This is a genomic window from Pseudomonas sp. A (genome assembly GCF_056270345.1).
Genome location: NZ_CM149873.1, coordinates 514,679 through 540,903 on the forward strand (window position 1 = coordinate 514,679; position 26,225 = coordinate 540,903).

Sequence of the window (26,225 nt, forward strand, 5' to 3'; positions counted from 1 at the left end):
GTCGCTGCGAATGCCGCGCATTGTAGCCGCAAGGAAGCTGCGTGGCACCCTCAGCGCGGGTGGCCCGGACGATGGGCCGAGCGACGGATCAGGCCGATCACCGGCAGCAGGCCGACCAGCACCAGGGTCAGGGCCGGCAGCGAGGCGCGTGCCCATTCGCCCTCGCTGGTCATCTCGAACACCCGCACGGCCAGGGTGTCCCAGCCGAACGGGCGCATCAGCAGGGTCGCCGGCATCTCTTTCAACACGTCGACGAACACCAGCAGGGCGGCGCTGAGCGCACCGGGCACCAGCAACGGCAGATACACCTTGAAAAACAATCCCGGCCCGGCGACCCCGAGGCTGCGCGACGCCTCCGGCAACGACGGACGGATCCGCTCCAGGCTGCTTTCCAACGGGCCATAGGCCACGGCGATGAAGCGCACCAGGTAGGCCAGCAGCAGGGCCGACAGGCTGCCCAGCAGCAACGGCTTGCCCGCCCCGCCCAACCATTGCGACAGCGGCACCACCAGTTGGTTGTCCAGGTAGCTGAACGCCAGCATGATCGATACAGCCAGCACCGAGCCCGGCAAGGCATAGCCGAGGTTGGCCAGGCCGACCCCGGCGCGGATGGCCGTGGTCGGCGCCTGGCGCCGGGCGAAGGCCATCAGCATGGCCACACTGACCGTGATCAGCGCCGCCATGGCGCCCAGGTACAAAGTGTGCAGGACCAACCCGACATACCGCTCATCCAGATCGTGTCGGCCGCGCTGCCAGAACCACGCCAGCAACTGCAGCATCGGAATGACGAAAGCGCAGGCGAACACCAGCAGGCACCAGCCGCTGGCGGCCAATGCCTTGATCCCCCGCAGGTGGTACAGCGCCTGGCCTCGCGGCCGCTCATTGCCGCTGCGGCTGGCACCACGGGCGCGGCGCTCGCCATACAGCACCAGCATCACCGCCAGCAGCAGCAGGCTGGCCAGCTGCGCCGCGCTGGACAGGCTGAAGAAGCCGTACCAGGTCTTGTAGATGGCCGTGGTGAAGGTGTCGAAGTTGAACACCGCCACCGCGCCGAAGTCGGCCAGGGTCTCCATCAGCGCCAGGGCGATGCCGGCGCCGATGGCCGGGCGCGCCATCGGCAAGGCCACCCGCCAGAACGCCTGCAGCGGCGACAGCCCGAGTACCCGCGCCGCCTCCATCAGGCCCTTGCCCTGGGCCATGAACGCGGTGCGCGCCAGCAGGTAGACATAGGGATAGAACACCAGCACCAGCACCGTGATCACGCCGCCCGTGGAGCGCACCCGCGGCAGGCGCATGGGCCCGAACACCTCGCGCAGGGCCGTCTGCACCGGGCCTGCGAAGTCGAGCAGGCCGACGAAGACGAACGCCAGGACATAGGCCGGAATCGCGAACGGCAGCATCAGCGCCCAGTCCAGCCAGCGCCGACCGGGGAATTCGCAGAGGCTGGTGAGCCAGGCCAGGCTCACCCCCAGCACGGTCACGCCGAGGCCCACCCCCAGCACCAGGGTCAGGGTGTTGCCCAGCAGGCGGCTCATCTGGGTGTCGAGCAGGTGCGACCAGATCTGCATGTCGACCGATTGCCAGGACAGCAGCAGGACGCTCAGCGGTAGCAGAACCAGGGCGGCGGTCAGGGAGACCGGCAGGTACCAGCGGCGTTGGGGGGTGTGGGGCAATGCAGGAGTCTCGGTTGCAGGTGGCGACCGCTGCGCGGTCGTTCGCGGCTAAAGCCGCTCCCACAGGGATCGCGCAAACCTGCCAGGCAGCGCAGAACCTGTGGGAGCGGCTTTAGCCGCGAAGGGGCCCTTGAAGGCCCCGCAAGGATAAGCGCTGAAACTCAGTTCCAGCCAGCCCGATCCATCAAGCGAATGGCTTCGGCCTGACGCTTGCCGGCGACTTCCACCGGAATGCTGTCGGCCTTGAAGCTGCCCCAGGCCGCGACTTCCGTCGATGGCTTGACCTTCGGGTTGGCCGGGAACTCCTGGTTGATGTCGGCGAACAGCTTCTGCGCCTCCTCGCCGGTCATCCACTCCACCAGTTTCTTCGCCGCTTCCGGATGCGGTGCATGCTTGGTCAGGCCGATGCCCGACAGGTTGACGTGCACGCCGCGATCAGCCTGGTTGGGCCAGAACAGCTTCACCGGCAGGTCGGGCTTCTCCTTGTGCAGGCGCCCGTAGTAGTAGGTGTTGACGATGCCCACGTCGCACTGCCCGGCGGCGATGGCCTGGAGCACCGCGGTGTCGTCGGAGAACACATCGGTGGACAGGTTGTTGACCCAGCCCTTGATCAGCTTCTCGGTCTCGGCCTCGCCGTGGTTCTCGATCAGCGTGGCGGTCAGCGACTGGTTGTAGACCTTCTTCGCCGTGCGCAGGCACAGGCGGCCCTCCCAGTTCTTGTCGGCCAGGGCCTCGTAGGTGCTGAGCTCACCCGGTTTGACCCGGTCGGTGGAGTAGGCGATGGTCCGCGCGCGCAGGCTCAGGCCGGTCCAGTCATGGGACGAGGCGCGGTACTGCGGCGGGATGTTCTGGTCGATGACCGCCGACTTGATCGGCTGCAGGATGCCCATCTGCTCGGCCTGCCAGAGGTTGCCGGCATCGACGGTGAGCAGCAGGTCGGCCACGCCGTTCTCGCCCTCGGCCTTGATGCGCTGCATCAGCGGGGCTTCCTTGTCGGTGATGAACTTGATCTTGACGCCGGTCTTGGCGGTATAGGCGTCGAACACCGGCTTGATCAGCTCGTCGATGCGCGAGGAGTACACCACCACTTCATCCGCCGCCTGGGCGGTGCCGCCGAACAGAGTGAGGGCCAGGGCGGCCAGTAGGGGCTTGCGGGGCAACATCGGGGGTACTCCTCGCTGGATTGAGAAGTGTAAATGGTAGTGAATCCCATTTTCCTGCTCATCTGTCGAGGAGTTACTGGATGTTGCAAGGGGCTGGTTGCGAGGGCTGCATAGCAGCACCGATCATTCGAAATTGCCCTGCAACTGGTGGATCTGCCGCCGCTGCTTCTTGTTCGGTCGCCCATCGCTGGTCATGCCCAGCGCGCCCGCCTTGCGCATCTCGGCCGCCTGTTCGCGACGTTTCACGCTCTCGGCCGTTTCCTCGTAGAGCGTCTGCGCCTCAGGCGCTCCGCGGCGCACCACCGACAATGCCCTGACCACCACGGTGCGCTCGTCGAAACCGGTGCGCAGCACGAACTCGTCGCCCACCCGTGGCTCCTTGCCCGGCTTGCAGCGCTCGCCCCGGCAGTGCACCTTGCCGCTTTCGATCGCCGCCTTGGCCAAGGCGCGGGTCTTGTAGAAGCGCGCCGCCCACAGCCATTTGTCCAGGCGTACCTTGTCGTCGTCTTCAGGCTTTTGTGCCATGGTCTTTCCTCGAATTCTGTCTTTCACGGAACTGTACTACCGTGACTGACGGATGCAAAAAGTCCGTGCCGTCATTACAGTTCACCTCCATATCCCCAGGGCACGCTTCGTGAAGACATTTGACCACCTGACTGTGATCGGCCTGCGCGAGTGGGTCGCCCTGCCCGAGCTGGGTGTCGCCGGCCTGCGCGCCAAGATCGACACCGGTGCCAGCACCTCCAGCCTGCACGCCACCGAGGTCGAACCGTTCGAGCGCGATGGCCAGCCATGGGTGCGCTTCACCGCGCACCTGGGCTCGGTGGTGCAGTTGCGTCACCGGCGTTGCGAGGCGCCGCTGGTGACCATGAAGACCATCAAGAGCTCCAACGGCCAGGCCCAGATCCGCTATGTGATCCGCACGGCCCTGGCGCTCGGTGACCGGGTCTGGGAAGTCGAATTCACCCTGGCCTGCCGCAAGAGCATGCGCTATCGGCTGCTGCTCGGCTCGAAAGCGCTCATCCATGGTCAGTTGGTGGTCAACCCAGGTCTGAAGTACGTCCAGGACAAACCGGCCTTCCCGGCCACCCTTTCCCCTGTCACAGGTGCTGCATGAAGATCGCTGTGCTGTCGCGCAATCCGCGTCTGTATTCCACCCGCCGCCTGGTCGAGGCCGGTATCCAGCGGGGCCACGAAGTGGTGGTGATCGACACGCTCCGGGCCTATATGAACATTGCCAGCCACAAGCCGCAGATCCATTACCGCGGCAAGCCGCTGGAGGGGTTCGATGCGGTGATCCCGCGCATCGGCGCATCGGTCACCTTCTATGGCTGCGCGGTGCTGCGCCAGTTCGAGATGATGGGCGTCTACCCGCTCAACGAGTCGGTGGCCATCGCCCGTTCGCGGGACAAGCTGCGCTCGCTGCAACTGCTGTCTCGGCGCGGTATCGGCCTGCCGATCACCGGTTTCGCCCACTCGCCGGACGATATCCCCGACCTGATCCAGATGGTCAACGGCGCGCCACTGGTGATCAAGGTGCTCGAAGGTACCCAGGGCATCGGCGTGGTGCTGTGCGAAACCGCCAAGGCCGCCGAGTCGGTGATCGAGGCGTTCATGGGCCTGAAGCAGAACATCATGGTCCAGGAATACATCAAGGAGGCCGGGGGCGCCGATATCCGCTGCTTCGTGGTGGGCGACAAGGTGATCGCCTCGATGAAGCGCCAGGCCAAGCCGGGCGAGTTCCGCTCCAACCTGCACCGTGGTGGCGTGGCCAGCCTGATCAAGATCACCCCGGAAGAGCGCATGACCGCGATTCGCGCGGCGAAGGTCATGGGCCTGAGCGTGGCGGGGGTGGATATCCTGCGATCCAATCACGGGCCGCTGGTGATGGAGGTGAATTCATCGCCGGGGCTTGAGGGTATCGAGGTGACCACCGGCAAGGACGTGGCCGGGATGATCATCGAGCACCTGGAGAAGAACAGCGGGCCGAATCAGACACGGACCAAGGGCAAGGGTTGATGGTGCCTTTACCGGCCTCTTCGCGGCTGAAGCCGCTCCCACAGGTTTTTGCATGTTCTCTGTGGGAGCGGCATTAGCCGCGAAGAGGCCCGTACAAACAACAACGATCAGACAGCGTTACGCGGCAACAACAACCCCAGCGGCAACCTCACCCGCGCCTCGATCCCGCCACCGGAGCGATTGCGCAACTCCACATTGCCGCCATGCTGCGCGGCGATGCGCTTGACGATCGCCAGCCCCAACCCGGTGCCCTTGCCGCCCCGTGCCCGGTCGCCACGGATGAACGGGTTGAAGATGGTCTCCAGCTCCGACTCGTCGATGCCCGCGCCTCGGTCCAGCACGCTGAGCACCACATACGGCGCGCTCTGCTCGCCCGACACATAGGCCGCCACCTCCACGCCCTTGCCGGCGTGATGCAGGGCGTTGCCGATCAGGTTGCCCAGCATGCGCTTGAGCGACACCCGGCGCAGCGGGAACGGCGGGATCGGCTCCAGGCACAGCCGTACCTGCTCCTTGTGTTGGTTGTAGGGCGCCACCACTTCGTAGATCAGGTCGTTGAGGTCGACCTCCTCCACCGGTTCGTCGCGCCCGTCACGAATGAACGCCAGGAACTGGTCGAGGATCGCGTCCATGTCTTCGATGTCACGGACCATGTCCTCGCTGAGGTCGCTGTCGTTGTCCATCAGCGACAGCGACAGGCGCAGCCGGGTCAGCGGCGTGCGCAGGTCATGGGACACTCCGGCCAGCATCAGCTCGCGCTCACGCCCGGCCTGCTCGACATCCTCGGCCATCTGGTTGAACGCGCGGTACACCTCGGTCATCTCGCTGGGGGTGTCGCTGATCGGCAGGCGCACGCTGCGCCCCTGGCCCAGCTGGCGGGCAGCGAACACCAGGCGCTTGAGCGGCTGGTTGAGCTGACGCACAAAGATCCACGCCGATGCCGTGGACAACAGGCCGATGGCCAGGAACCAGCCAAGTACGTTCCAGATCTTCTGCCCACGCAGCGGGTGCGGATACAGCGGCACCTTGAGCCAGCCCGGGCCCAGGCTCGGGGCATTCACCCACAGCGCGGGCGGCGCGTGGATGCGCAGCCGCACCTCGGTGTCATCGCCCAGTTCGGCCTGCATCTGGCGCTGGTAGATCTCGCTATACGGCCAGTGCTGCTCGCCCTCCGGCACGCCGGCGCCGGTCACCCGGATCAGCCCGGCCGCCTCGGCGATCTGGTCACGGTTCTCTTCATCCGCAGCCCAGTAGGCGCGCAGCGTCAGGGCCACGCCGTGGCTGTACTGGCGGTCGACCAGCACGTCCTCGTTCATCAGCAGGTACACGAGCGTCAGTGCCTTGGAAAACAGCACGACGATCAGCACCAGCCAGAGGGTGCGGGCGAAGAAGCTTTGCGGGAACCAGAGAGGCGTTTTCATCGATCAACTACTGTACTGAAAGGGCCGGCCGCCACAGACGCAAACAGGGCGACCCGCGTGGGTCGCCCTGCTGCACCCTGACGAGCCGACAGGCTCATTTGCCGGCGTTTCCGTCCGGCACGAAGACGTAGCCCACACCCCATACGGTCTGGATGTAGCGTGGTTTGGACGGATCGGGCTCGATCATCCGGCGCAGGCGCGAGATCTGCACGTCGATGGAGCGCTCCAGGGCGTCCCACTCGCGGCCACGGGCCAGGTTCATCAGCTTGTCGCGGGTCAGCGGCTCGCGGGCGTGCATCACCAGGGCCTTGAGCACGGCGAACTCACCGGTGGTGAGCATGTGTGTCTCTTCGCCGCGCTTGAGTTCGCGGGTGGCCAGCGACAGTTCGTAGTCGCCGAAGGTGACGGTCTCTTCCTCGCTGCCCGGCGCGCCCGGCACGCTCGGGGACTGGCGGCGCAGCACGGCCTTGACCCGGGCCACCAGTTCGTCGGGGTTGAACGGCTTGGCCAGGTAGTCGTCGGCGCCCAGCTCCAGGCCCTTGATACGGCTGAGCTCGTCGCCCTTGGCGGTGAGCATGATGATCGGGATCTGGTTGTTCGACGCGCGCAGGCGCTTGCACGCGGACAGGCCGTCCTCGCCCGGCAGCATCAGGTCGAGGACCACCAGGTTGAACACTTCACGGGCCAGCAGGCGGTCCATCTGTTCGACGTTGGGCACGGTGCGGACACGGAAGCCCTTGCTGGTGAAGAAACGGTCCAGCAGGCTGCTCAGGCCCGGGTCGTCGTCGACGATGAGAATCTTGTCGCCTTCTGCGGCGTTTGCGGTGCTGGTCATGAATAACTCCTCTGATATCGCCGCGCATTATGGCGTAGCCATTGCAGCGCGTGCCGTGTGCATTGTTAGCAGATTTTTCCCCCGGCGCCACTTCCAGGCTTGTGGGAGCGGGTTTACCCGCGAAGAAACCAGCACGGTGCCTGACAAGGACTTGACCCTGTTCGCGGGTAAACCCGCTCCCACATCGGTATAATGCGCCGCTTTAAATCCTTGCCAGGTGGTTTTCATGGACAGCATCAACAGCCGTATCGCCGAGGAACTGGGCGTGCGCCCACAACAGGTCGAAGCGGCCGTGGGCCTGTTGGACGAAGGATCGACCGTGCCCTTCATCGCCCGTTACCGCAAGGAAGTGACCGGCAGCCTGGATGACACCCAACTGCGCCACCTGGAAGAACGCCTGCGCTACCTGCGCGAGCTCGACGATCGTCGCGCCAGCATCCTGGCCAGCATCGAGGAGCAGGGCAAGCTGACCCCGGAGCTGGCCCGCGAGATCAAGCTGGCCGACACCAAGACCCGCCTCGAAGACCTGTACCTGCCGTACAAGCAGAAGCGCCGCACCAAGGGCCAGATCGCCCTGGAAGCGGGCCTGGGCGAGTTGGCCGACGGCCTGTTCAACGATCCGCAGCTGAACCCGGAAAGCGAAGCGGCACGTTTCGTCGACGCCGAAAAAGGCGTGGCCGACGTCAAGGCTGCCCTGGAAGGCGCCAAGTACATCCTCATGGAGCGCTTCGCCGAAGACGCCGCCCTGCTCGACAAGCTGCGCAGCTTCCTCAAGCAGGAAGCGGTGCTGACCGCCCGCGTGGTTCCCGGTAAAGAAGAAGAAGGCGCCAAGTTCCGCGACTACTTCGCCCACGACGAGCTGCTGCGCACCGCGCCGTCGCACCGCGCCCTGGCGATCTTCCGCGGACGCAACGAAGGTGTGCTGAGCGCCTCGCTGAAAGTCGGCGAAGAGCTGCCGGGCACCCTGCACCCGTGCGAGCTGATGATCGGCCAGCAGGTCGGCATCGAGAACCGCAACCGCCCGGCCGACAAGTGGCTGGGCGAAGTGGTGCGCTGGACCTGGAAGGTCAAGCTGTACACCCACCTGGAAACCGACCTGTTCGGCGAGCTGCGCGACAACGCCGAAGGCGAGGCGATCAACGTCTTCGCCCACAACCTGCACGACCTGCTGCTGGCCGCCCCGGCCGGTCCACGCGCAACGCTCGGCTTCGACCCGGGCCTGCGCACCGGCTGCAAGATCGCCGTGGTCGACGCCACCGGCAAGCTGCTGGACCACACCACGGTCTACCCGCACGCGCCGAAGAACGACTGGGACCGCACCATCTCCATCATGGCCGCGCTGTGCGCCAAGCACTCGGTCGAGCTGGTCGCCATCGGCAACGGCACCGCCAGCCGCGAGAGCGACAAGCTGGTGGCCGAGCTGGTCAAGAAATACCCGGCCCTGAAGATCACCAAGATCATGGTCTCCGAGGCCGGCGCTTCGGTGTACTCCGCGTCGGAGCTGGCTGCCCGCGAGTTCCCGGACCTGGACGTGTCGATCCGGGGTGCCGTGTCCATCGCCCGCCGCCTGCAGGACCCACTGGCGGAACTGGTGAAGATCGACCCGAAATCCATCGGCGTCGGCCAGTACCAGCATGACGTGTCGCAGCTGAAGCTGGCCCGTGGCCTGGACGCCGTGGTCGAGGACTGCGTGAACGCCGTGGGCGTCGACGTCAACACCGCTTCCGTGGCGCTGCTGACGCGCATTTCCGGCCTCAACGCGACCCTGGCGCAGAACATCGTCAGCCACCGCGACGCCAACGGCCCGTTCGCCACCCGCGCCGCGCTGAAAAAAGTCAGCCGCCTGGGCGAAAAGACCTTCGAACAGGCCGCCGGCTTCCTGCGCGTGATGAACGGCGACAACCCGCTGGACGCCTCGGCGGTGCACCCGGAAGCCTACCCGCTGGTGCAGCGCATCGCCGCCGACACCGACCGCGATATCCGCTCGCTGATCGGCGACAGCGGCTTCCTCAAGCGCCTGGACCCGAAGAAGTTCACCGACGAAAGCTTCGGCCTGCCGACCGTCACCGACATTCTCCAGGAGCTGGACAAGCCGGGCCGCGACCCGCGCCCGGAGTTCAAGACCGCCACCTTCCAGGACGGCGTCGAGGACCTCAAGGACCTGGAGCCGGGCATGATCCTCGAAGGCGTGGTGACCAACGTCACCAACTTCGGTGCCTTCGTCGACATCGGCGTGCACCAGGACGGCCTGGTGCACATCTCGGCGCTGTCCGAGAAGTTCGTCAAGGACCCGCGTGAAGCGGTCAAGGCCGGCGACGTGGTCAAGGTCAAGGTCATGGAAGTGGACATCCCGCGCAAGCGCGTCGGCCTGTCCATGCGCATGAGCGACACCCCCGGCGAGAAAGTCGAGGGCAACCGCGGCGGCAACCGTGGCAACGGCGGCAACCGCCAGCAGCAGGCGCCGCGCCAGCGCGAGACCAGCGCCGCCACCGCACCGGCCAACAACGCCATGGCGGCACTGTTCGCCAACGCCAAGCAGCTGAAGAAGAAGTGATGGACGTACCGAAAGCGTACGTCGAGAGCGCCTTCAGCCAATTGCTGGGTTGCCGCCTGCAACGCCTGGACACGGGTGTTGCAGAGGTGGCCCTGGCGCTCGAGCCGCACCTGCGCAACCGCGGCCAGAAGCTGCACGGCGGGGCGATCTTCAGCCTGGTGGACATCGCCATGGGCCTGGCCTGCTCGGCCAGCCATGGCTTCGACCAGCAGAGCGTGACCATCGAGTGCAAGATCAACTACATGCGCGCCGTCAGCGAGGGCGAGGTGCTGTGCACCGCCCGGGTGCTGCACGCCGGGCGGCGCACGCTGGTGGTCGACGCCGACGTGCTTCAGGACGACAAGCTGGTGGCCAAGGCGCAGGGAACCTTCGCGGTTCTCTAGCTGACAGGCCCCCATCTGCGGTATTTTCGGCGCATTGCTGTACACCTGATCGCGGGGCAAGCCCGCTCCCACGAACGTTCACAGACTTCGTGGGAGCGGGCTTGCCCCGCGATCGGATGCACCGGAACCGAGCAAACCAGGCGACAACGCCAGTTCCTTTCCCAACTACCCTTGTAGACCGTCATCCCTACCCCCATATTGGGGCGACTGACGCGTGAAGGAATCCATCTTGAGCGACCTCCTCAACCGCCGCCTGAGCCTGCTCGGCGACAATATCGACCTGCTCAAGCAGTGCCTGCACGGCATTGAGCGCGAATGCCTGCGGGTGACCAACGACGGTCGCCTGGCCCAGACCCCGCACCCCGAAGCCCTGGGTTCGGCGCTGACCAACGAGCAGATCACCACCGACTATTCCGAGTCGCTGCTGGAGTTCATCACCCCGGCCCTGGCCGACCCGGCCAAGGTGCTCGAGAGCCTCGACCAGATCCACCGTTTCGTCTACACCAAGCTGGGCGACGAATACCTGTGGAGCCCGTCGATGCCCTGCGCGCTGCCGGCCGAGGAAGACATCCCGATCGCCGAATATGGCAGCTCGAACATCGGCAAGCTCAAGCACGTCTATCGCAAGGGCCTGGCCCTGCGTTACGGCCGTACCATGCAGTGCATCGCCGGCATCCACTACAACTTCTCCCTGCCCGAAGCGCTGTGGCCGTTGCTGCGCGATGCCGAAGGCGGCGAGCAGGACGACCGCGACTACCAGTCCTCGGCCTATATCGCGCTGATCCGCAACTTCCGCCGCTACAGCTGGCTGCTGATGTACCTGTTCGGCGCGTCCCCGGCCCTGGACAAAGGCTTCCTGCGCGGTCGTGCGCACCAGCTCGAAGAGCTGGATGCCGAGACGCTCTACCTGCCCTACGCCACCAGCCTGCGCATGAGCGACCTGGGCTACCAGAGCAACGCCCAGGCAGGCCTGACGCCCTGCTACAACAACCTCGCCAGCTACACCGACAGCCTGCGCAAGGCGGTGGGCACGCCCTACCCGGCCTATGTCGAGGTCGGCACGCACAAGGATGGCGAGTGGGTGCAGTTGAACACCAACATCCTGCAGATCGAGAACGAGTACTACTCGAACATCCGCCCCAAGCGCGTCACCTATACCGGCGAGCGGCCTATCCAGGCCCTGACCTCCCGCGGCGTGCAGTACGTGGAAGTGCGCTGCCTGGACATCAACCCGTTCCTGCCGGTGGGTATCGACCTGACCGAAGCGCGGTTCCTCGACGCCTTCCTGCTGTTCTGCGCGCTGGAAGAGAGCCCGCAACTGGACAACGGCGAGTGCGGCCAGTGCACCGACAACTTCCTCACCGTGGTCAAGGAAGGCCGCCGGCCTGGCCTGGAACTGCACCGTGACGGCCAGCCGATCGAGCTGAAAGTGTGGGCCAGCGAATTGATCGGCCGCATCGGGCAGTTGGCCGAGTTGCTCGACCATGCCCAAGGTGGCGACGAACATGCCAAGGCTCTGGAAGCGCAACAGGCCAAGGTCGATGACGCCTCGCTGACGCCATCCGCCCAGGTGCTGGCACGCATGGCCGAACACAACGAAAGCTTCATCAAGTTCTCCCTGCGCCAAAGCCAGAACCACGCCGAGACCTTCCGCGAGCAGCCGCTGCCCACCGAGCGCCAGCAGGCCTTCGAGACCCTCGCCCGCGAATCCCTGGCCGAGCAGTCGCGCCTGGAGCAGCAGGAGGTGGGTGACTTCGACCTGTTCGTCGGTGCCTACCAGGCCAGCATCCTGGCGATCAGCAACTGATGACCCGCCCCGCCACCCCGCGCAAGCCACGCGCCAGCAGCCAGGCCAGGATCGAAGCGATCCTCGCTGCGGCCCGCGAGCTGCTGGCCGGGCAAGGGGTGGCGGCGCTGTCGATCTACAGCGTGGCCGAACGGGCGCAGATTCCGCCGTCGTCGGTGTATCACTTCTTCGCCAGCGTGCCGGCCTTGCTGGAGGCACTGACCGCCGACGTGCATCGGGCTTTTCGCGAGGCCCTGAACGCACCCATCGACAGCACTGCATTCAGTACCTGGCCGCAACTGTCGAGGCTGATCGAGCAGCGCATGCTCGACATCTACACCGAAGATGCCGCGGCGCGGCAACTGATCCTGGCCCAGCATGGGCTGAGCGAAGTGGTGCAGGCTGATCGTCAGCACGACCTGGAGCTGGGCGAGCTGATGCACAGGCTGTTCGATCGGCATTTCCAGCTGCCTACGATGCCTCGAGATGTGGATGTGTTCGCGTTGGCGATGGAGCTGAGCGACCGGGTGTATGCCCGCTCGATGCAGTTGCATGAAGCGATCACGCCGCGCATGGCGGAAGAGGGGATGCGGGTGTTCGAGGCGTATCTGGGGCTGTATCTGCCGCCGTTTCTGGCCAAGCGTTCGGCTTGAGATCCCTGGGACCGCTTTGCGGCCCTTTTCGCGGCACGAGGCCGCTCCTACAGGGGTTATGCGATCCCCTGTAGGAGCGGCCTCGTGCCGCGAAAAGGGCGCACAGCGCCCTCTATCCAGACCATCACAACTTGGCGATGGACACCTCGGTCGATTTCACGAAGGCGATCACCTCACTGCCCACCTGCAATTCCAGCTCCTTCACAGAACGGGTGGTGATCACCGAAGTGACGATACCGGAGGCGGTCTGCACGTCGATTTCCGACAGTACCGGGCCTTCGAGGATTTCCTTCACGGTGCCTTTGAACTGGTTGCGAACGTTGATGGCTTTGATGGTCATGGCGTCATTCCTTTTTGCGGCTTCGAGGATTCAATGAGCCCAACGCAACTGCGTGGGCAAGGGGGCTACAGGCTCCGGCTCGGGCGGCGTGCCCGGGACGGACAGAACACGGTTGAGCACTTCGCTTTCCAGCGCCGCCAGGCGGTGCGAACCCCGCACCCGTGGCCGGGGCAGGTCGACGACCAGGTCCAGGCCGACGGCGCCGTCTTCGATCAGGATCACCCGGTCGGCCACGGCGACGGCTTCGCTGACGTCGTGGGTGACCAGCAGCACGGTGAAACCGTGCTGGCGCCACAGGCGCTCGATCAGTTGCTGCATTTCGATACGGGTCAGGGCATCCAGCGCGCCCAATGGCTCGTCCAGCAGCAGCAGGCGCGGCTGGTGGATCAGCGCCCGGGCCAGGGCCACCCGCTGTTTCTGGCCGCCGGACAACGCCGCCGGCCAGTCGTTGGCGCGATCGACCAGGCCGACCGCCGCCAATGCCTCCAGGGCGCGGGGCCGCCAGTTTCCGGACAAGCCCAGGCCGACGTTGTCGATCACTTTCTTCCAGGGCAGCAGGCGCGCGTCCTGGAACATCAGGCGGGTATCCTCGCGGGCCTCGGCCAGCGGCGCGGCCCCCGCCAACAGTTGGCCGGCGCTGGGTTGGTCGAGCCCGGCCAGCAGCCGCAACAAGGTGCTCTTGCCGCAGCCACTGCGGCCGACGATGGCGACGAACTGGCCGGCCGGAATGTGCAGGTCGATGCCGCGCAGCACTTCACGCTGGCCGAAGGTGCGACGCAGGTCCCGGGCCGCCAGGGGGATGCCACGCAGCAGGCGTGGCGGCTGTTCCTTGAGCACGGTCATCATGCGCCCTCCTTCTTCGCCACCTGGTACGCCGGGTGCCAGCGCAGCCACACCCGCTCCAGGCCACGGGCGGCCAGGTCGGCCAGCTTGCCGAGCACCGCGTACAGGACGATGGCCAGCACCACCACATCGGTCTGCAGGAACTCGCGGGCGTTCATCGCCAGGTAGCCGATGCCGGCGTTGGCCGAAATGGTCTCGGCGACGATCAGCGTCAGCCACATGAAGCCCAGGGCAAAGCGCACGCCGACCAGGATCGAGGGCAGCGCCCCCGGCAGGATCACCTGGCGGAACAACGCAAAGCCCGACAGCCCATAGCTGCGCGCCATCTCCACCAGCGCCGGATCGACGTTGCGGATCCCGTGGTAGGTGTTCAGGTAGATGGGGAACAGCGTCCCCAGCGCCACCAGGAATATCTTTGCCGACTCGTCGATGCCGAACCACAGGATCACCAGCGGGATCAGCGCCAGGTGCGGCACGTTGCGGATCATCTGCACCGAGCTGTCGAGCAGGCGCTCGCCCCAGTTCGACAGGCCGGTGACGAAGCCCAGCAACAGGCCGAGGCTGCCGCCGATCACGAAGCCCAGGCCGGCACGCCAGCCGCTGATGGCCAGGTGGGTCCAGAGCTGGCCGCTGCGCACCAGCTCGACACCGGCACTGACCACCGCGCTCGGCGCCGGCAGGATGCGGGTCGACAGCCAGCCCGCGCTGACCGCCAGCTGCCATACCGCCAGCAGCAGGATCGGCAGGGCCCAGGGCGCCAGGCGCTTCGACCAGGTGGTGGGGGATGCTCGACTCATGGCCCCGGTCCTCAGCTCTGCGACACGGACTTGGGCAGGATGTCGTTGGCGACCATTTCACCGAACGGGCTCACGTAGCCACCGGTCTTCGGTTGTTCCGGGCGCTGCACGTCCAGGTGCGGGAACAGCAGCTCGGCGACGCGGTACGACTCTTCCAGGTGTGGATAACCGGAGAAGATGAAGGTGTCGATGCCAAGATCGGCGTATTCCTTGACCCGCGCCGCGACGGTCGGGCCATCGCCCACCAGCGCGGTGCCGGCACCGCCACGCACCAGGCCGACACCGGCCCACAGGTTCGGCGCCACTTCCAGCTTGTCGCGCTTGCCGCCATGCAGGGCGGCCATGCGTTGCTGGCCGACCGAGTCGAAGCGCGCCAGCGACGCCTGGGCACGGGCGATGGTGTCGTCGTCCAGGTGCGAGATGAGCCTGTCGGCGGCGGCCCAGGCCTCTTCATTGGTTTCCCGCACGATCACGTGCAGGCGGATGCCGAAGCGCACTTCGCGGCCTTGGGCCGCAGCCTTCTCGCGCACCTGGGCGATCTTCTCGGCGACGGCCGCCGGTGGCTCGCCCCAGGTCAGGTATAGCTCGACCTGCTCGGCGGCCAGGTCCTGGGCGGCCTCGGAGGAACCACCGAAGTACAGCGGCGGGCGCGGTTGCTGGATCGGCGGGTAGAGCAGCTTGGCGCCCTTCACCTGGATATGCTTGCCGTCATAGTCGACCGTTTCGCCTTCGAGCACCTTGCGCCAGATGCGGGTGAATTCCACCGACGCCTCGTATCGCTCCTGGTGGTTCAGGTGCAGGCCATCGCCGGCCAGTTCGTCCGGATCACCGCCGGTCACCAGGTTGAACAGCGCACGGCCGTTGGACAGGCGATCCAGGGTGGCGGCCTGACGGGCGGCCACGGTCGGCGAAATGATTCCCGGACGCAGGGCCACCAGGAACTTCAGGCGCTCGGTCACCGGAATCAGCGAGGCCGCCACCAGCCAGGAGTCCTCGCAGGAACGTCCGGTGGGGATCAGCACGCCGCCAAAGCCCAGGCGGTCGGCGGCCTGGGCGATCTGGCTCAGGTAGCCGTGGTCGACGGCGCGGGCGCCTTCGCTGGTGCCCAGGTACTTGCCGTCACCGTGGGTGGGGAGGAACCAGAAGATGTTAAGGCTCATTGGAGTTGTCTCCTCAAGGGTGGCTCAAGCCGGGGCGACGCCCCGGCGCAGGCGAATCGTTCAAGGCGCGCTGGCGACCTTGGCCGGGGGTGTCCAGATCACATCCTTGATGCTCAAGGGCTTGGGAATCAGCTTCAGGGCCTGGAAGGTGTCGGCGATCTTCTGCTGCGCGGCGATCACGTCCGGGGTCAGCGGCGCGGCGCCGTAACCCTGGCGTTTCACCGAGGTCAGGGTGATGTCGGCGGGCAGGCCGAGCAGCGGCGCGACCTGGTCGGTGACCTGCTGCGGGTTGGCCCGGGACCACTCGCCCACGGCGCGCACTTCCTCGACCAGGGTGTTGATCACCGCCGGGTGCTGGGTGGCATAGCTGCGGGTGGCGAGGTAGAACTGGTGGTTGTCGACCAGGTCCTCGCCGTCACGCAGGGTGCGTGCCTGCAGCTGTTGTTCGGCGGCGGCCTGGTACGGGTCCCAGATCACCCAGGCGTCGACACTGCCGCGCTCGAAGGCGGCGCGGGCGTCGGCCGGCGGCAGGTAGACGGGCTGGATATCGGTGTACTTGAGGCCGGCGTCCTCCAGGGCGCGCACCAGCAGGTAGTGCACGTTGGAGCCCTTGTTGAGGGCGACTTTCTTGCCCTTGAGTTCCTTCACCGACTGGATCGTCGATCCCTTCGGTACCAGGATCGCCTCGCTGTGCGGAGCTGGCGGCTCATAGGCGACATACAGCAGGTCGGCCCCCGCGGCCTGAGCGAACACCGGCGGTGTTTCGCCGGTCACGCCGAAATCGATGGAACCGACGTTGAGGCCTTCGAGCAGTTGCGGGCCGCCGGGGAACTCGGTCCATTGCACGTCGATGCCCTGTTCCTTCAGGCGCTTTTCCAGCGAGCCCTTGGCCTTGAGCAGCACCAGGGTGCCGTATTTCTGGTAACCGATGCGCAGGCTCTCGGCCTGGGCTTGGGTGATGGCGCCGAAGGACACAGCCGCCGCAAACAGGGCGACCAGACCGCGACGCAAGAAGACTGTGCGCATGGCGCTCTCCTGTGCGAGTGGGTTCGGGTAGCACCTGCTTGCCTCGTTGACGGGCGAGTAAGGTGGGAAAAACGGTCAAGCGGTATAGCGGGCGGTCAGATGCTCCAACGGGCACTGATCAGGCGTTCGTTGAGCTCGCCCGGCACCACCGGCCGAGGCCGGCGCGCCAGGGCGCTGTGGAACGTTTCCAGCGAATCCTGCAGACGCTGCTCCAGGGCAGTAGCCAGTTGCGCGGGGCGGGTGCCTTCGCCGTAGGCGACCTGGCTGTCGTCGGCGAAGATCCCCTGCAGGGTCTCCTGCGCCTTGAGGGCCGACAGCACCGGCTTGAGGGCGTAGTCCACGGCCAGCATATGGGCGATGCTGCCGCCGGTGGCGATCGGCAGGACTACCTTGTGCTCCAGGGCGCGTTCGGGCAGCAGGTCGAGCAAGGTTTTCAGGGCGCCAGCGAACGACGCCTTGTACACCGGGGTGGCGACCACCAGGCCATCGGCCTGGGCCACCAGTTCATTGAAGTGACGCACCTGCGGGCTGTCGAAGCGCGCGTGGAGCAGGTCCTCGGCGGGGAATTCCCGCACCTGGAAGGTCACCACCTCGACGCCGCGCTCCTGCAGCCAGTCGCGCGAGCGCTCTAGCAGCACGCCGGAGCGTGAACGAAGACTGGGGCTACCACCGACAGAAACAACCAGCATTGAAAGCGCTTCCTTCGATTCGATTGCAGGGCCGCGAGGGGTTGTCCCCGCTGGATGGAAGTGACATTAACAGTTAGTCATATATATCTAGAAATCATATTTTCGTATTTATTTATTCCATATAGAGATATTCAGATTTATCTCTGTAGGAGCGGCCTTGTGCCGCGAAAGGGCCGCAAAGCGGCCCCGGCGATAAGTGCATTGACGCTGAAAATCCTGGGGGTGCTGCGCCCCCCTTTCGCGGCACAAGGCCGCTCCTACAGGCTTTCGGTAGACATAAAAAAGGGCCGTCGAAACGGCCCGAAGATCCCTGCTTGGCTAAGAGCAATGCAACGAGCAATACCTCATCGATTTGGTTGCGGGGTCAGTCGCAGATAGGGTTTCACCGCCCGGTACCCTTTCGGGAAGCGCCGCTTGATTTCGTCCTCGTCCTTGAGCGACGGCACGATCACTACTTCGTCGCCGTCCTGCCAGTTGCCTGGCGTGGCGACCTTGTAGTTGTCGGTCAGCTGCAGCGAGTCGATCACCCGCAGGATCTCGTTGAAGTTGCGCCCGGTACTGGCCGGATAGGTAATGGTCAGGCGCACCTTCTTGTTCGGGTCGATGACGAACAGCGAGCGCACGGTCAGGGTGTCGCTGGCGTTGGGGTGGATCAGGTCGTACAGGTCGGAGACCTTGCGGTCGGCGTCGGCGATGATCGGGAAGTTGACCACGGTGTTCTGGGTCTCGTTGATGTCATCGATCCACTTGTGGTGCGAGTCGACCGGGTCCACCGACAGGGCGATGGCTTTCACGCCACGCTTGGCGAAGTCTTCCTTGAGCTTGGCGGTCAGGCCCAGCTCGGTGGTGCACACCGGGGTGAAGTCGGCCGGGTGGGAGAACAGCACGCCCCAGCTGTCGCCCAGCCATTCGTGGAAACGGATCTTGCCGGCGCTGGAATCCTGTTCGAAATCGGGGGCGATATCGCCGAGTTTGAGGCTCATGAAAGCGGCTCCTGTGCTGTGTCTGGCCTTGTGGGTTCAATGTGCCTGCTTCCGAATAAAAATAAAAAGAATAAATATCGATTTATTTATAACCATTAAGCATAGGGATTCGCAGACACAAAAAAGCCTCGCACTAGGCGAGGCTTTCTCGTTGCAGCTACGACTTACATGAAGGCGTAAGTGTAGTTGACGATGAAGCGAGTCTGATCCTGGTCGTTCGCAGCGCCCGAACCGGTGCCACGGTAGACGCCCTGGCGCAGGCTGAAGCCCAGGCCCTTGAGGGTGCCTTCCTGCAGAACGTAGTCGACGCGAGCGTCACGCTCCCACTCGCTGAAGGTACCGTGGCCGTCGGTGTTACGACCATCCTGACCGCGCAGGTAGGCTACCGAAGCCTTCAGGCCCGGCACGCCCAGGCGGGCGAAGTCGTAGGAGTACTGACCGAAGGTGGTGTTTTCACCGGCCTTGGCGAACTGGTTGATCATGCTGTCGGTGAACAGGTAGAAGCTGGCACCGCCCGCACCTTCGGCACGGCCGTTGCCATCAACGACACCGCCCTGGTTCAGCCAGACGAAGCCACCATCATCGTTGACCTGCTGATGGCCGAGCATCAGCGCGTGGCCACCGAGGGTATAGGTGAACATGGCGGACCAGGTCTTGTTGTCGACCTTGCCGGTTTCCTTGGCATAACCGCCGTTGTTGTTGAAGTTGTAGCCGCCACCGTGGCCGTTCTTGCCATCGCTGCTGCTGTCGAAGTAGCGCAGGTCGGTCTTGAACGACTGGTCGTCAGCGATCTTGAAGACGTGGGTGGCGCCCAGGAAGCTCTGCTTGTAGAAGTCTTCCAGGTTCGAGTAGTAGTACTGCAGGGTCAGGTCTGGAGTGAGCTTGTAGTCCAGGCCACCGTAGCGGAACTTGTTGCTGTCAGCGGTCGCGCCGTTGACCGACAGGCCGGTACGGTTGCTCGAGGCACGACCCATTGCGTGGGTCAGCTGACCGGCGTTGATGGTCAGGTTGTCGATTTCCTTCGAGGTGATGGTTGCACCTTCGAAGGTCTGCGGCAGCAGACGACCGTCGTTGGAGACCAGGATCGGCAGCATCGGTGCCAGGGCGCTACCGAAGTGCGCTTCGGTCTTGGAGAAGCGGGCCTTGGCGTTGGCGCCAACGCGTGCCCACTGGCTTACCGAAGAGCCGTCGGTATCGTCCGGAAGGAAGCCGGACTTGTGGTAGCCCTTGCCACCATCGAGGTGGATACCCCACACGGCCTGGGCATCGACACCGAAGCCTACGGTGCCTTCAGTGAAGCCGGAGATGTAGTCGAGCTTGAAACCTTGACCGGTTTCACGCTGATCCGGACGCTTGCCGGCCGGACGAGTCGCGGTTGCCGGAGTGGCGTGCGCTTCGCGGTTGTTGTTGTCGAAGTACATGGTGCGCGAGCTCAGGGACAGCTTGCTGTCTTCGATGAAACCGGCAGCGCCTGCTTGTTGGGCGAGAACCCCCAGTGCCACGGCCAGGGCCAGGCTGGACTTGTACATGTTTTGCTCCTCTACGTTCTAATTTTTGTGCGTCTCAAGCGGCGGAGTCTGCTGCCCCACTCACCCGGATTGGCGATTTAGCACCAATGCGTGACCGCCAAGTCAATCGCTAACGGTCGATCTGCGACTTTGGTCTAACCCGCCGACCTGCGCTACAGGATAATGACAATCCTATAAATCCAAAATGACCGTTTTATGAATCTGTAAGATTTTTACGGAATAACATCGGAACCATTCCTACGAAACGCTGTATCGACGCCGTCAATCATACCTTTAGGTTATGTGCAAACGTTTGCCGAGCTGTCGACCGATGGTACCCCCGCAGGAACCGAACAAGACTAGCCGTCTTGAGCGATTCCGCCAGCTTCCCACCTCGTGTGGGAGCGAGCCCGTAAACCGCGCAGGTTCAGAGCGTTTGGCTTTTAAGCTAATTCTAAAAAGTTATTTATTTACTATTTCTTAGATCATCTAGTCTTCTCGCCATCCATCCCAGAATGCCTGACGAGAGGTTCAACCATGATCCCGCATGCTCCACTGCGCCTGTTCGCCGCCCTGACCCTCGCCAGTGCCAGCTGGCTGGCCCAGGCCGCCGACCTGACCGTCGCCTACCAGACCACCGTCGACCCGGCCAAGGTGGCCCAGGTCGATGGCACCTATGAAAAGGACAGCAAGGCCAGCATCGACTGGCGCAAGTTCGATAATGGCGCCGATGTGATCACCGCCGTCGCCTCGGGCGACGTGCAGATCGGCTACCTCGGCTCCAGCCCGCTGGCCGCCGCCGCCACTCGCAAGCTGCCGGTCGAGACCTTCCTGATCGCCACCCAGATCGGCGCCGGCGAGGCCCTGGTCGCCCGTGACAGCATCAAGACCCCACAGGACCTGGTGGGCAAGAAAGTCGCCGTGCCGTTCGTTTCCACCGGCCATTACAGCCTGCTGGCCGCACTCAAGAGCTGGAACATCGACCCGTCGAAGGTGCAGATCCTCAACCTCGCCCCGCCGGCGATCATCGCTGCCTGGAAACGCGGCGACATCGACGCCACCTACGTCTGGGACCCGGCCCTGGGCGTGGCCAAGGAAAACGGCAAGGTGCTGATCACCTCGGGCGAGCTGGCCGAGAAAGGCGCGCCGACCTTCGATGCCTGGATCGTGCGCAAGGACTTCGCCGCCAAGCACCCGGAGATCGTCAAGTCGTTCGCCAAGGTCACCCTCGACGCCTACGCCGACTACCGCAAGGACCCGAAAGCCTGGCTGGCCGACAAGGACAACGTCGCCAAGCTGGTCAAGCTGTCCGGCGCCAAGCCGGCCGATATCCCGGTGCTGCTGCAGGGCAACGTCTATCCGCTGGCCGCCGACCAGGCCAGCGCACTGGGCGCGCCGACCACCCAGGCACTGACCGACACCGCCACCTTCCTCAAGCAACAAGGCAAGGTCGACGCCGTGCTGCCTGACTACTCGCCCTACGTCAGCGCCCAATACCTGCCCAACTGATCCGGAGCCCGTCATGGCCTTGCTCGAACTGGAGCGCATCAGCGCACAGTACCCCGGCGCCGCTACCCCGGTGCTGGCCGACATCAGCCTGAGCCTGGGCCCGCGCCAGCTGCTGGTGGCCCTCGGGCCGTCCGGCAGCGGCAAGACCTCGTTGCTCAACCTGATCGCCGGCTTCGTTGCCCCCTGCGGCGGGCGCATCAGCCTCGACGGCGCGCCAGTGCAAGGCCCTGGCGCCGATCGCGGCGTGGTGTTCCAGGACGATGCCCTGCTGCCCTGGCAGGACGTGCTCGGCAACATTGCCTTCGGCCTCGAGCTGGCCGGCGTGCCCCGTGTCCAGCGTGAAGCCAAGGCCCGCGAGATGCTGGCGCTGGTCGACCTCGCCGGCTTCGGCGAGCGGCGTATCTGGCAATTGTCCGGCGGGCAGAAGCAGCGCGTGGGCCTGGCCCGGGCGCTGGCCGCCGACCCGCGGGTGCTGTTGATGGACGAGCCGTTCGGCGCCCTCGATGCCTTTACCCGCGAACAGATGCAGGAGCTGCTGTTGCAGGTCTGGCAGCGCACCGCCAAACCGGTGTTCCTGATCACCCACGACATCGAAGAGGCGGTGTTCCTCGCCACCGAGCTGGTGCTGCTGGCGCCCAATCCGGGGCGTGTGGTCGAGCGTCTGCAACTGGACTTCGGCCAGCGCTACGCCGCTGGCGAGTCGGCCCGGGCGATCAAGTCCGATCCCCGTTTCATCGAAACCCGCGAGCACGTGCTGGCGCGGGTATTCTCGCAACGCCAGGAGTCCGCATGAGCAGCATCGAATTGCCGGCCGCCGCCAAGCAGGCACAACGCACGCCTCCTGTCGTGAAGACCCGCAAGCCCTTGTCGACCCGCTGGATCAGCGCCCTCACCCTGGCCGCCCTGCTGCTGGCGTGGTGGCTGGTGACCGCCGCCGGCTGGATCGAACCCCTGTTCCTGCCCTCGCCCGCCGACATCCTGGCCAAGGGCTGGACGCTGCTCACCCAGGGCTACATGGACGCCAGCCTGTGGCAGCACCTGGGCGCGAGCCTGGGCCGTATCGGCCTGGCGCTGGTGGCGGCGACCCTGACCGCCATCCCCGTCGGCCTGGCCATCGGCTACAACCGCGTGGCCCGTGGCATCCTCGACCCGCTGATCGAGTTCTACCGGCCGATCCCGCCGCTGGCCTACCTGCCGTTGATCGTCATCTGGTGCGGCATCGGCGAGCTGTCGAAGGTGCTGCTGATCTACCTGGCGATCTTCGCCCCGATCGCCATCGCCACCGCCACCGGCGTGCGCACCGTCGACCCGGCCAAGCTGCGCGCCGCGCAGTCGCTGGGGGCCACCCGGGCGCAACTGATCCGCCATGTGATCCTGCCCAGCGCCCTGCCCGACATCCTCACCGGCATCCGCATCGGCCTTGGCGTGGGCTGGTCGACCCTGGTCGCCGCCGAGCTGATCGCCGCCACCAGCGGCCTGGGCTTCATGGTGCAGTCGGCGGCGCAGTTCCTGGTCACCGACGTGGTGGTGCTGGGGATCCTGCTGATCGCCCTGATCGCCTTCACCCTGGAAATGGGCCTGCGCGCCCTGCAGCGCAAGCTGGTGCCCTGGCATGGCCAGAGCCACTGATCCGTCACGACCATTCGCGGGGCAAGCCCGCTCCCACGCAGCCGTCTCACCTCGTGGGAGCGGGCTTGCCCCGCGATAGAACTTCTCGGCCTGCACGAGAAACGAACCTTCAAGCGAGACCGACATGAGCCTGACCATCACCCCTCTCAGCCCGGCCCTTGGCGCGCAGATCAGCGGCGTGGACATCAGCCGCGATATCACCCTCGAACAGCGTGATGCCATCGAGCAGGCGCTGCTCGAACACCAGGTGCTGTTCTTCCGCGACCAGCCGATCACACCCGAGCAACAGGCCCGTTTCGCCGCGCGCTTCGGCGACCTGCACATCCACCCGATCTACCCCAATGTGCCGCAGACGCCGCAGGTACTGATCCTCGACACCGCGGTCACCGACGTGCGCGACAACGCCGTCTGGCACACCGACGTGACCTTCCTGCCGACTCCCGCGCTGGGCGCGGTGCTCAGCGCCAAGCAGTTGCCGGCCTTTGGCGGCGACACCCTGTGGGCCAGCGGGATCGCCGCGTTCGAGGCGCTGTCGGCGCCGCTGCGCACGATGCTCGACGGCCTGACCGCCACCCACGACTTCACCAAGTCGTTCCCGCTGGAGCGCTTCGGCACCACCCCAGAGGACCTGGCGCGCTGGGAAGCTACCCGACGCAACAACCCGCCGCTGTCGCACCCGGTGGTGCGCACCCATCCGGTCAGCGGGCGCAAGGCATTGTTCGTCAACGAGGGGTTCACCACGCGGATCAACGAGCTGAACGAGCAGGAGAGCGAGGCGCTGCTCAAGCTGCTGTTCGCCCATGCGACGCGGCCGGAGTTCAGCATTCGCTGGCGATGGCAGGAAAATGACGTGGCGTTCTGGGACAACCGCGTCACGCAGCATTTTGCTGTGGATGATTACCGACCCAATCGGCGGGTGATGCACCGGGCGACCATCCTGGGGGATGCGCCGTTCTGAGCCCCTGGGAGGCCTTTGGCCTCCTTTCGCGGCGCAAGGCCGCTCCTACAGGAGATCACATTCCCCTGTAGGAGCGGCCTTGTGCCGCGATAAGGGCCGCAAAGCGGCCCCAGCGATCTACCTGACCAGATGCAGGTACTGCATGTGCCGCTCGTACTGGTCGAGGATGTCGTTGATGATCTGCTCCTTGCTGTAGCCCACCAGATCATAGTTCTGGCTACCTTCGCTCAAGTGCACCTCCGCCCGGTAGTAGCGACGGTTCTTCAACTCCTGGGTACCCAACCCACCCAACGCGAACGACGGCGTGAAGTAGCCACGCATCTGCACCTGGTAGATGAACGGCTGCTCCTCGCCATGGCCGATCTTCAGGCTGACGTTGTCATGGCTCGGATCGTCCTGGGTGATCAGCACCAGCCCCTTCTGCTCGAACACCTCGCGCACCTCGGCGATCGCCGGGCGCACCACGTCGTCCATGAAGCGATACACCTCGTCCCGCGACGGGAAGTGCACGGCCTGGCTCAGGCGCTGGCGCCAGCCGCCACGCCCACGCCGGGACTGGGCGAAGGGTGCCAGCGAATGCATCTGCGCGATCTGCCGCTGGCTTTCCAGGTAGAAGGCCTTGTGCAGCCCCCACATCATGCACAGCAGGATCAGCGAGAACGGCAGCGAGGTCAGCACCACCGCCGACTTCAGCGAATCGATGCTGCCGGCGAACAGCAGCGCGCTGGTGATCAGCGCGGTCATCGCGCCCCAGAAGATGCGCAGCCAGTTCGGGCCGTCCTCGTCGGCGCCACCGCCCTTGGCAGACAGCGTCGACAGCACCACCGTGCCGGAGTCGGCCGAGGTGACGAAGAACACGAAGCTGATGAACACCGTCACGGCGATCACCGTCTTGCTCCACGGGTAGGTTTCCAGCAGCAGGTACAGGCTCATCGACGGGTTGTCGATGGCCGACTGGCCGAGGGCGGTCATGCCGTGGTTGATCACCTGGTCCAGGGCGCTGTTGCCGAAGATCGACATCCACGCCAGGGTGAAGCCCAGCGGGATCAGCAACACGCCGAAGACGAACTCACGGATGGTGCGCCCGCGCGAAATCCGCGCGATGAACAGCCCCACGAACGGCGCCCAGGCAATCCACCAGGCCCAATAGAACACCGTCCAGCCACCCAGCCAGTCGCGTTGCTCGCCGTAGGCGTACACATCAAAGCTCTTGCGCGGCAAGGCGCCCAGGTAGTCACCGAGGTTCTGGATCAGGGTATTGAACAGGTGCTGGGTGGGCCCGGCGAACAGCACGAACAGCAGCAGCGCGCAGGCCAGGAACAGGTTGATGTCGCTCATCACCCGCACGCCCTTCTCCACCCCGGCGACCGCCACGGCCACCGCCGCGCCCATCATCAGGGTGATGAGGATCACCTGCACCCACTGGCTGTGGCTGATGCCGAACAGGTAGTCGAGGCCGGCGTTCAGGTGCAGCACGCCGAAGCCCATGTCGGCCCCCAGGCCAAACACCGTGGCGATGATGCCGAAGCCGTCCACCGCGTAGCCGATCGGGCCGTTGATGCGTTTGCCTATCAGCGGGTAAAGCGCCGAGCGCAGGGCCAGCGGCAGGTTGTGCCGGTAGGCGAAGTAGGCCAGCGCCATGCCGACGAAGGCGAACACGCCCCAGCCGTGCAGGCCCCAGTGCAGGAACAGGATCTGCATCGCCTGGCGCCCGGCCTCGGCCGTGCCGGCCTCGCCCTGCGGCGGCTGGAGCATGTGGGTCAGCGGCTCGGAGACGCAGAAGAAGAACAGGGTGATGCTGATGCCGGCGGCGAACAGCATGCCGGCCCAGGACAGGTAGCTGAACTCGGGCTCGTCGTGGTCGGCGCCAAGCTTGATCTTGCCGTAGCCGGACAGGGCGGTAACCACCACGAAGACCAGGTACAGGGTCATGGCCAGCATGTAGTACCAGCCGACGGTGTTGGCCGCCCAGTTCTGCGCCGCCAGCAGCCAGTCGCCGGCCGCCTGGGGCTGGGCGATGACGACCAGGCCGAAGAGGAGGATGAAGCTTGCCGCGAAGTAGAACACGGGGGGGTTCATGCGGATCTTGCCGTTGGCAAGGTCGGGGGTCGGTGCACTCATTGAACAGGCACCTCGTCGAAGGACGTGAGGTTCGGATTGAACGGGTTCAGCAAAGGCGATTCCTCCTTTTGAACACCGGCAATGGACCAGCGTTTTTCGTTGAACAAGCGTTCAAGTTAAACATGGATCGAGTTTCAATGCGACCCGATGCCGCTGGGCGGGGCATCGGCGGCGG

At 65.2% G+C, this 26,225-nt stretch carries 24 protein-coding genes; 10 read left to right on the forward strand and 14 right to left on the reverse strand.

The features are described from left to right. Positions 1-50 precede the first annotated feature (50 nt). The 3 genes from AC0MAZ_RS02355 to AC0MAZ_RS02365 all read right to left on the reverse strand — a co-directional run bounded on the left by AC0MAZ_RS02355 (position 51) and on the right by AC0MAZ_RS02365 (position 3,361). Complete coding sequence (locus AC0MAZ_RS02355; protein WP_203649566.1) at positions 51-1,673, reverse strand: ABC transporter permease; 1,623 nt, start codon at positions 1,671-1,673, stop codon at positions 51-53. Between the two features lie 161 nt (positions 1,674-1,834). Further along, a complete protein-coding gene (locus tag AC0MAZ_RS02360; RefSeq protein ID WP_203649564.1) occupies positions 1,835-2,836 on the reverse strand; it encodes an extracellular solute-binding protein in 1,002 nt (333 codons plus the stop codon). Positions 2,837-2,959: 123 nt separating this feature from the next. Beyond that, on the reverse strand, positions 2,960-3,361 hold the full coding sequence (locus AC0MAZ_RS02365) for an RNA-binding S4 domain-containing protein (protein ID WP_203649562.1): 402 nt from the start codon (positions 3,359-3,361) through the stop codon (positions 2,960-2,962). Positions 3,362-3,470: 109 nt separating this feature from the next. Here AC0MAZ_RS02365 and rimB point away from each other — a divergent pair, with 109 nt between their 5' ends. Both rimB and rimK read left to right on the forward strand, forming a co-directional pair. Then, on the forward strand, positions 3,471-3,953 hold the full coding sequence (gene rimB, locus AC0MAZ_RS02370) for a retropepsin-like aspartic endopeptidase RimB (RefSeq protein ID WP_028689207.1): 483 nt from the start codon (positions 3,471-3,473) through the stop codon (positions 3,951-3,953). After that, on the forward strand, positions 3,950-4,855 hold the full coding sequence (gene rimK, locus AC0MAZ_RS02375; protein WP_203649560.1) for a 30S ribosomal protein S6--L-glutamate ligase: 906 nt from the start codon (positions 3,950-3,952) through the stop codon (positions 4,853-4,855). Before rimB ends, rimK begins: the two co-directional genes overlap by 4 nt. 107 nt (positions 4,856-4,962) lie before the next feature. On the opposite strand, the gene AC0MAZ_RS02380 is transcribed toward rimK, so the two are convergent. Beyond that, positions 4,963-6,276 (reverse strand): ATP-binding protein, encoded by a 1,314-nt coding sequence (locus AC0MAZ_RS02380; RefSeq protein ID WP_232854980.1) that lies wholly within the window; start codon positions 6,274-6,276, stop codon positions 4,963-4,965. 94 nt (positions 6,277-6,370) lie between these two features. After that, a complete protein-coding gene (gene ompR, locus AC0MAZ_RS02385; protein WP_028689209.1) occupies positions 6,371-7,111 on the reverse strand; it encodes an osmolarity response regulator transcription factor OmpR in 741 nt (246 codons plus the stop codon). A 226-nt stretch (positions 7,112-7,337) separates the two neighbouring features. On the opposite strand from ompR, the gene AC0MAZ_RS02390 reads away from it, so the two are divergent. From AC0MAZ_RS02390 to AC0MAZ_RS02405, 4 genes are all read left to right on the forward strand, one after another. Continuing rightward, positions 7,338-9,665, forward strand: a complete 2,328-nt coding sequence (locus tag AC0MAZ_RS02390; RefSeq protein ID WP_475860049.1) for a Tex family protein — start codon at positions 7,338-7,340, stop codon at positions 9,663-9,665. Then, positions 9,665-10,048: a PaaI family thioesterase gene (locus tag AC0MAZ_RS02395; RefSeq protein ID WP_110735521.1), complete on the forward strand. Its 384-nt coding sequence runs from the start codon at positions 9,665-9,667 to the stop codon at positions 10,046-10,048. The genes AC0MAZ_RS02390 and AC0MAZ_RS02395 overlap by 1 nt, the downstream gene beginning before the upstream one ends. A 229-nt stretch (positions 10,049-10,277) precedes the next feature. Beyond that, a complete protein-coding gene (gene gshA, locus AC0MAZ_RS02400) occupies positions 10,278-11,855 on the forward strand; it encodes a glutamate--cysteine ligase (RefSeq protein WP_475860051.1) in 1,578 nt (525 codons plus the stop codon). Further along, complete coding sequence (locus tag AC0MAZ_RS02405; RefSeq protein WP_232854977.1) at positions 11,855-12,487, forward strand: TetR/AcrR family transcriptional regulator; 633 nt, start codon at positions 11,855-11,857, stop codon at positions 12,485-12,487. The genes gshA and AC0MAZ_RS02405 overlap by 1 nt, the downstream gene beginning before the upstream one ends. Positions 12,488-12,611: 124 nt before the next feature. Here the strand turns inward: AC0MAZ_RS02405 and AC0MAZ_RS02410 are convergent, their stop codons facing one another. From AC0MAZ_RS02410 to AC0MAZ_RS02445, 8 genes are all read right to left on the reverse strand, one after another. Next, entirely contained in the window at positions 12,612-12,827 is a 216-nt protein-coding gene (locus AC0MAZ_RS02410) for a TOBE domain-containing protein (RefSeq protein ID WP_008095172.1), read from the reverse strand. Positions 12,828-12,857: 30 nt separating this feature from the next. Then, positions 12,858-13,670 (reverse strand): aliphatic sulfonates ABC transporter ATP-binding protein, encoded by an 813-nt coding sequence (gene ssuB / locus AC0MAZ_RS02415; RefSeq protein WP_203652577.1) that lies wholly within the window; start codon positions 13,668-13,670, stop codon positions 12,858-12,860. Then, positions 13,670-14,467 carry an aliphatic sulfonate ABC transporter permease SsuC gene (gene ssuC, locus AC0MAZ_RS02420; RefSeq protein WP_232854976.1) on the reverse strand — a complete coding sequence of 266 codons (798 nt, stop codon included), beginning with the start codon at positions 14,465-14,467 and terminating at the stop codon, positions 13,670-13,672. The genes ssuB and ssuC overlap by 1 nt, the downstream gene beginning before the upstream one ends. A gap of 11 nt (positions 14,468-14,478) precedes the next feature. Further along, a complete protein-coding gene (gene ssuD / locus AC0MAZ_RS02425) occupies positions 14,479-15,627 on the reverse strand; it encodes an FMNH2-dependent alkanesulfonate monooxygenase (protein WP_203649551.1) in 1,149 nt (382 codons plus the stop codon). 60 nt (positions 15,628-15,687) lie between these two features. After that, positions 15,688-16,653: a sulfonate ABC transporter substrate-binding protein gene (locus AC0MAZ_RS02430; RefSeq protein ID WP_475860054.1), complete on the reverse strand. Its 966-nt coding sequence runs from the start codon at positions 16,651-16,653 to the stop codon at positions 15,688-15,690. Between the two features lie 95 nt (positions 16,654-16,748). After that, the gene (ssuE, locus tag AC0MAZ_RS02435; RefSeq protein WP_475860056.1) at positions 16,749-17,342 is read right to left on the reverse strand and encodes an NADPH-dependent FMN reductase; all 594 of its coding nucleotides are present in this window, start codon (positions 17,340-17,342) and stop codon (positions 16,749-16,751) included. 344 nt (positions 17,343-17,686) lie between these two features. Next, positions 17,687-18,325, reverse strand: coding sequence for a peroxiredoxin (locus AC0MAZ_RS02440; RefSeq protein ID WP_028689219.1), 639 nt, complete (start codon positions 18,323-18,325; stop codon positions 17,687-17,689). Positions 18,326-18,489: 164 nt separating this feature from the next. Next, a complete protein-coding gene (locus AC0MAZ_RS02445; RefSeq protein WP_203649544.1) occupies positions 18,490-19,854 on the reverse strand; it encodes an OprD family porin in 1,365 nt (454 codons plus the stop codon). Between the two features lie 516 nt (positions 19,855-20,370). On the opposite strand from AC0MAZ_RS02445, the gene tauA reads away from it, so the two are divergent. The 4 genes from tauA (at position 20,371) to tauD (ending at position 23,929) form a co-directional block, all read left to right on the forward strand. Beyond that, positions 20,371-21,342, forward strand: a complete 972-nt coding sequence (gene tauA, locus AC0MAZ_RS02450; protein ID WP_050707457.1) for a taurine ABC transporter substrate-binding protein — start codon at positions 20,371-20,373, stop codon at positions 21,340-21,342. Positions 21,343-21,355: 13 nt separating this feature from the next. Beyond that, a complete protein-coding gene (gene tauB, locus AC0MAZ_RS02455; protein WP_475860058.1) occupies positions 21,356-22,135 on the forward strand; it encodes a taurine ABC transporter ATP-binding subunit in 780 nt (259 codons plus the stop codon). Next, a complete protein-coding gene (tauC, locus tag AC0MAZ_RS02460; RefSeq protein WP_475860060.1) occupies positions 22,132-22,971 on the forward strand; it encodes a taurine ABC transporter permease TauC in 840 nt (279 codons plus the stop codon). The genes tauB and tauC overlap by 4 nt, the downstream gene beginning before the upstream one ends. Before the next feature lie 124 nt (positions 22,972-23,095). Next, positions 23,096-23,929 (forward strand): taurine dioxygenase, encoded by an 834-nt coding sequence (tauD, locus tag AC0MAZ_RS02465; RefSeq protein WP_203649536.1) that lies wholly within the window; start codon positions 23,096-23,098, stop codon positions 23,927-23,929. A 117-nt stretch (positions 23,930-24,046) separates the two neighbouring features. On the opposite strand, the gene betT is transcribed toward tauD, so the two are convergent. Beyond that, positions 24,047-26,008, reverse strand: coding sequence for a choline transporter BetT (gene betT / locus AC0MAZ_RS02470; RefSeq protein WP_162232990.1), 1,962 nt, complete (start codon positions 26,006-26,008; stop codon positions 24,047-24,049). Positions 26,009-26,225 lie beyond the last annotated feature (217 nt).

Coding starts and splice junctions, on each gene's coding strand:
- AC0MAZ_RS02360 (WP_203649564.1), bottom strand. CDS start 2,836: ATGTTGCCCCGCAAGCCCCTACTGGCCGCCCTGGCCCTCACTCTGTTC.
- AC0MAZ_RS02365 (WP_203649562.1), bottom strand. CDS start 3,361: ATGGCACAAAAGCCTGAAGACGACGACAAGGTACGCCTGGACAAATGG.
- rimK (WP_203649560.1), top strand. CDS start 3,950: ATGAAGATCGCTGTGCTGTCGCGCAATCCGCGTCTGTATTCCACCCGC.
- AC0MAZ_RS02380 (WP_232854980.1), bottom strand. CDS start 6,276: ATGAAAACGCCTCTCTGGTTCCCGCAAAGCTTCTTCGCCCGCACCCTC.
- ompR (WP_028689209.1), bottom strand. CDS start 7,111: ATGACCAGCACCGCAAACGCCGCAGAAGGCGACAAGATTCTCATCGTC.
- AC0MAZ_RS02390 (WP_475860049.1), top strand. CDS start 7,338: ATGGACAGCATCAACAGCCGTATCGCCGAGGAACTGGGCGTGCGCCCA.
- AC0MAZ_RS02395 (WP_110735521.1), top strand. CDS start 9,665: ATGGACGTACCGAAAGCGTACGTCGAGAGCGCCTTCAGCCAATTGCTG.
- AC0MAZ_RS02405 (WP_232854977.1), top strand. CDS start 11,855: ATGACCCGCCCCGCCACCCCGCGCAAGCCACGCGCCAGCAGCCAGGCC.
- AC0MAZ_RS02410 (WP_008095172.1), bottom strand. CDS start 12,827: ATGACCATCAAAGCCATCAACGTTCGCAACCAGTTCAAAGGCACCGTG.
- ssuB (WP_203652577.1), bottom strand. CDS start 13,670: ATGACCGTGCTCAAGGAACAGCCGCCACGCCTGCTGCGTGGCATCCCC.
- ssuC (WP_232854976.1), bottom strand. CDS start 14,467: ATGAGTCGAGCATCCCCCACCACCTGGTCGAAGCGCCTGGCGCCCTGG.
- ssuD (WP_203649551.1), bottom strand. CDS start 15,627: ATGAGCCTTAACATCTTCTGGTTCCTCCCCACCCACGGTGACGGCAAG.
- AC0MAZ_RS02430 (WP_475860054.1), bottom strand. CDS start 16,653: ATGCGCACAGTCTTCTTGCGTCGCGGTCTGGTCGCCCTGTTTGCGGCG.
- ssuE (WP_475860056.1), bottom strand. CDS start 17,342: ATGCTGGTTGTTTCTGTCGGTGGTAGCCCCAGTCTTCGTTCACGCTCC.
- AC0MAZ_RS02440 (WP_028689219.1), bottom strand. CDS start 18,325: ATGAGCCTCAAACTCGGCGATATCGCCCCCGATTTCGAACAGGATTCC.
- AC0MAZ_RS02445 (WP_203649544.1), bottom strand. CDS start 19,854: ATGTACAAGTCCAGCCTGGCCCTGGCCGTGGCACTGGGGGTTCTCGCC.
- tauA (WP_050707457.1), top strand. CDS start 20,371: ATGATCCCGCATGCTCCACTGCGCCTGTTCGCCGCCCTGACCCTCGCC.
- tauB (WP_475860058.1), top strand. CDS start 21,356: ATGGCCTTGCTCGAACTGGAGCGCATCAGCGCACAGTACCCCGGCGCC.
- tauC (WP_475860060.1), top strand. CDS start 22,132: ATGAGCAGCATCGAATTGCCGGCCGCCGCCAAGCAGGCACAACGCACG.
- tauD (WP_203649536.1), top strand. CDS start 23,096: ATGAGCCTGACCATCACCCCTCTCAGCCCGGCCCTTGGCGCGCAGATC.
- betT (WP_162232990.1), bottom strand. CDS start 26,008: ATGAACCCCCCCGTGTTCTACTTCGCGGCAAGCTTCATCCTCCTCTTC.